Here is a 4,773-nt window from a genome sequence, read left to right on the forward strand (position 1 = left end):
TAAAACCATACGCTTTCATATTCTCAGTTACTTTGGATAAGTCCTCGAGCTATTAGTATTAGTCCGCTACATGTGTCGCCACACTTCCACTTCTAACCTATCTACCTGATCATCTCTCAGGGCTCTTACTGATATAAAATCATGGGAAATCTCATCTTGAGGTGGGTTTCACACTTAGATGCTTTCAGCGTTTATCCCTTCCCTACATAGCTACCCAGCGATGCCTTTGGCAAGACAACTGGTACACCAGCGGTAAGTCCACTCTGGTCCTCTCGTACTAGGAGCAGATCCTCTCAAATTTCCTACGCCCGCGACGGATAGGGACCGAACTGTCTCACGACGTTCTGAACCCAGCTCGCGTGCCGCTTTAATGGGCGAACAGCCCAACCCTTGGGACCGACTACAGCCCCAGGATGCGACGAGCCGACATCGAGGTGCCAAACCTCCCCGTCGATGTGAACTCTTGGGGGAGATAAGCCTGTTATCCCCAGGGTAGCTTTTATCCGTTGAGCGATGGCCCTTCCATACGGAACCACCGGATCACTAAGCCCGACTTTCGTCCCTGCTCGAGTTGTAGCTCTCGCAGTCAAGCTCCCTTATACCTTTACACTCTGCGAATGATTTCCAACCATTCTGAGGGAACCTTTGGGCGCCTCCGTTACCTTTTAGGAGGCGACCGCCCCAGTCAAACTGCCCGTCAGACACTGTCTCCGATAGGGATCACCTATCCGGGTTAGAGTGGCCATAACACAAGGGTAGTATCCCAACAACGTCTCCTTCGAAACTGGCGTCCCGATCTCTTAGACTCCTACCTATCCTGTACATGTGGTACAGACACTCAATATCAAACTGCAGTAAAGCTCCATGGGGTCTTTCCGTCCTGTCGCGGGTAACCTGCATCTTCACAGGTACTAAAATTTCACCGAGTCTCTCGTTGAGACAGTGCCCAAATCATTACGCCTTTCGTGCGGGTCGGAACTTACCCGACAAGGAATTTCGCTACCTTAGGACCGTTATAGTTACGGCCGCCGTTTACTGGGGCTTCAATTCATACCTTCGCTTACGCTAAGCACTCCTCTTAACCTTCCAGCACCGGGCAGGCGTCACCCCCTATACATCATCTTACGATTTAGCAGAGAGCTGTGTTTTTGATAAACAGTTGCTTGGGCCTATTCACTGCGGCTGACTTAAAGTCAGCACCCCTTCTCCCGAAGTTACGGGGTCATTTTGCCGAGTTCCTTAACGAGAGTTCTCTCGCTCACCTGAGGCTACTCGCCTCGACTACCTGTGTCGGTTTGCGGTACGGGTAGAGTATGTTTAAACGCTAGAAGCTTTTCTTGGCAGTGTGACGTCACTAACTTCGCTACTAAACTTCGCTCCCCATCACAGCTCAATGTTACAGATATAAGCATTTGACTCATATCACACCTCACTGCTTAGACAGACTCTTCCAATCGTCTGCTTTAGTTAGCCTACTGCGTCCCTCCATCACTACATACTCTAGTACAGGAATATCAACCTGTTGTCCATCGGATACACCTTTCGGTCTCTCCTTAGGTCCCGACTAACCCAGGGCGGACGAGCCTTCCCCTGGAAACCTTAGTCTTACGGTGGACAGGATTCTCACCTGTCTTTCGCTACTCATACCGGCATTCTCACTTCTATGCGTTCCAGCACTCCTCACGGTACACCTTCTTCACACATAGAACGCTCTCCTACCATACCTATAAAGGTATCCACAGCTTCGGTAAATTGTTTTAGCCCCGGTACATTTTCGGCGCAGGGTCACTCGACTAGTGAGCTATTACGCACTCTTTGAATGAATAGCTGCTTCTAAGCTAACATCCTAGTTGTCTGTGCAACCCCACATCCTTTTCCACTTAACAATTATTTTGGGACCTTAGCTGGTGGTCTGGGCTGTTTCCCTTTCGACTACGGATCTTAGCACTCGCAGTCTGACTGCCGACCATAATTCATTGGCATTCGGAGTTTATCTGAGATTGGTAATCCGGGATGGACCCCTCACCCAAACAGTGCTCTACCTCCAAGAATCTTAATGTCGACGCTAGCCCTAAAGCTATTTCGGAGAGAACCAGCTATCTCCAAGTTCGTTTGGAATTTCTCCGCTACCCACAAGTCATCCAAGCACTTTTCAACGTGCCCTGGTTCGGTCCTCCAGTGCGTCTTACCGCACCTTCAACCTGCTCATGGGTAGGTCACATGGTTTCGGGTCTACGTCATGATACTAATCCGCCCTATTCAGACTCGGTTTCCCTACGGCTCCGTCTCTTCAACTTAACCTCGCATCATAACGTAACTCGCCGGTTCATTCTACAAAAGGCACGCTCTCACCCATTAACGGGCTCGAACTTGTTGTAGGCACACGGTTTCAGGTTCTATTTCACTCCCCTCCCGGGGTGCTTTTCACCTTTCCCTCACGGTACTGGTTCACTATCGGTCACTAGGGAGTATTTAGGGTTGGGAGATGGTCCTCCCAGATTCCGACGGGATTTCTCGTGTCCCGCCGTACTCAGGATACTGCTAGGTACAAAGACTATTTTAAATACGAGGCTATTACTCTCTTTGGCTGATCTTCCCAAATCATTCTTCTATAATCTTTGAGTCCACATTGCAGTCCTACAACCCCGAAGAGTAAACTCTTCGGTTTGCCCTTCTGCCGTTTCGCTCGCCGCTACTAAGGCAATCGCTTTTGCTTTCTCTTCCTGCAGCTACTTAGATGTTTCAGTTCACTGCGTCTTCCTCCTCACATCCTTAACAGATGCGGGTAACAGGTAGTACCTGTTGGGTTCCCCCATTCGGAAATCCCTGGATCATCGCTTACTTACAGCTACCCAAGGCATATCGTCGTTTGTCACGTCCTTCTTCGGCTCCTAGTGCCAAGGCATCCACCGTGCGCCCTTATTAACTTAACCTTATTTTCTGACCTTTCAGTCATAAACTCTTTTAATACTACAGCGTTTCGGTTTATTTTCTTGTTACTATTTGATATAGATATTCAATTTTCAATGTGCATTACTTGGTGATCTCTCACCAATGGAGCCTAGCGGGATCGAACCGCTGACCTCCTGCGTGCAAAGCAGGCGCTCTCCCAGCTGAGCTAAGGCCCCACAAGACCTCTCAAGACTAAACAAGACCAATGCGCAGTTCCTTATCCTTAGAAAGGAGGTGATCCAGCCGCACCTTCCGATACGGCTACCTTGTTACGACTTCACCCCAATCATCTATCCCACCTTAGGCGGCTGGCTCCTTACGGTTACCTCACCGACTTCGGGTGTTACAAACTCTCGTGGTGTGACGGGCGGTGTGTACAAGGCCCGGGAACGTATTCACCGCGGCGTGCTGATCCGCGATTACTAGCGATTCCGACTTCATGTAGGCGAGTTGCAGCCTACAATCCGAACTGAGACTGGCTTTAAGAGATTAGCTTGCCGTCACCGGCTTGCGACTCGTTGTACCAGCCATTGTAGCACGTGTGTAGCCCAGGTCATAAGGGGCATGATGATTTGACGTCATCCCCACCTTCCTCCGGTTTATTACCGGCAGTCTCGCTAGAGTGCCCAACTGAATGATGGCAACTAACAATAGGGGTTGCGCTCGTTGCGGGACTTAACCCAACATCTCACGACACGAGCTGACGACAACCATGCACCACCTGTCACCTCTGTCCCGAAGGAAAACTCTATCTCTAGAGCGGTCAGAGGGATGTCAAGACCTGGTAAGGTTCTTCGCGTTGCTTCGAATTAAACCACATGCTCCACCGCTTGTGCGGGCCCCCGTCAATTCCTTTGAGTTTCAACCTTGCGGTCGTACTCCCCAGGCGGAGTGCTTAATGCGTTAGCTGCGGCACTAAACCCCGGAAAGGGTCTAACACCTAGCACTCATCGTTTACGGCGTGGACTACCAGGGTATCTAATCCTGTTTGCTCCCCACGCTTTCGAGCCTCAGCGTCAGTTACAAGCCAGAGAGCCGCTTTCGCCACCGGTGTTCCTCCATATATCTACGCATTTCACCGCTACACATGGAATTCCACTCTCCCCTCTTGCACTCAAGTTAAACAGTTTCCAAAGCGTACTATGGTTAAGCCACAGCCTTTAACTTCAGACTTATCTAACCGCCTGCGCTCGCTTTACGCCCAATAAATCCGGACAACGCTCGGGACCTACGTATTACCGCGGCTGCTGGCACGTAGTTAGCCGTCCCTTTCTGGTAAGATACCGTCACAGTGTGAACTTTCCACTCTCACACTCGTTCTTCTCTTACAACAGAGCTTTACGATCCGAAAACCTTCTTCACTCACGCGGCGTTGCTCGGTCAGACTTCCGTCCATTGCCGAAGATTCCCTACTGCTGCCTCCCGTAGGAGTCTGGGCCGTGTCTCAGTCCCAGTGTGGCCGATCACCCTCTCAGGTCGGCTATGTATCGTCGCCTTGGTGAGCCGTTACCCCACCAACTAGCTAATACAACGCAGGTCCATCTGGTAGTGATGCAATTGCACCTTTTAAGCAAATGTCATGCAACATCTACTATTATGCGGTATTAGCTATCGTTTCCAATAGTTATCCCCCGCTACCAGGCAGGTTACCTACGCGTTACTCACCCGTTCGCAACTCATCCAGAGAAGCAAGCTCCTCCTTCAGCGTTCTACTTGCATGTATTAGGCACGCCGCCAGCGTTCGTCCTGAGCCAGGATCAAACTCTCATTAAAAGTTTGAGTTCTCACTCATTTCTGTCACTGACAGATTTATTGTTTTTT

The 4,773-nt window shown here is 50.2% G+C and carries 1 tRNA gene and 2 rRNA genes; all 3 read right to left on the minus strand.

Going from position 1 to position 4,773, the window contains the following annotated elements:
• Nucleotides 1–32: 32 nt before the first annotated feature.
• Nucleotides 33–2,933: ribosomal RNA gene (locus tag N8M09_RS10755) — 23S ribosomal RNA — on the minus strand.
• Between the two features lie 122 nt (nt 2,934–3,055).
• Nucleotides 3,056–3,128: transfer RNA gene (locus tag N8M09_RS10760), tRNA-Ala, on the minus strand.
• Between the two features lie 51 nt (nt 3,129–3,179).
• A 16S ribosomal RNA gene (locus tag N8M09_RS10765) occupies nt 3,180–4,725 on the minus strand.
• Together the 16S and 23S rRNA genes with 1 tRNA gene alongside form the textbook arrangement of a ribosomal RNA operon.
• Between the last annotated feature and the right edge of the window lie 48 nt (nt 4,726–4,773).

Origin of the sequence: Streptococcus mitis (assembly GCF_946190375.1) — a bacterium.
GTDB classification, from domain to species: Bacteria; Bacillota; Bacilli; order Lactobacillales; family Streptococcaceae; genus Streptococcus; species Streptococcus mitis_CJ.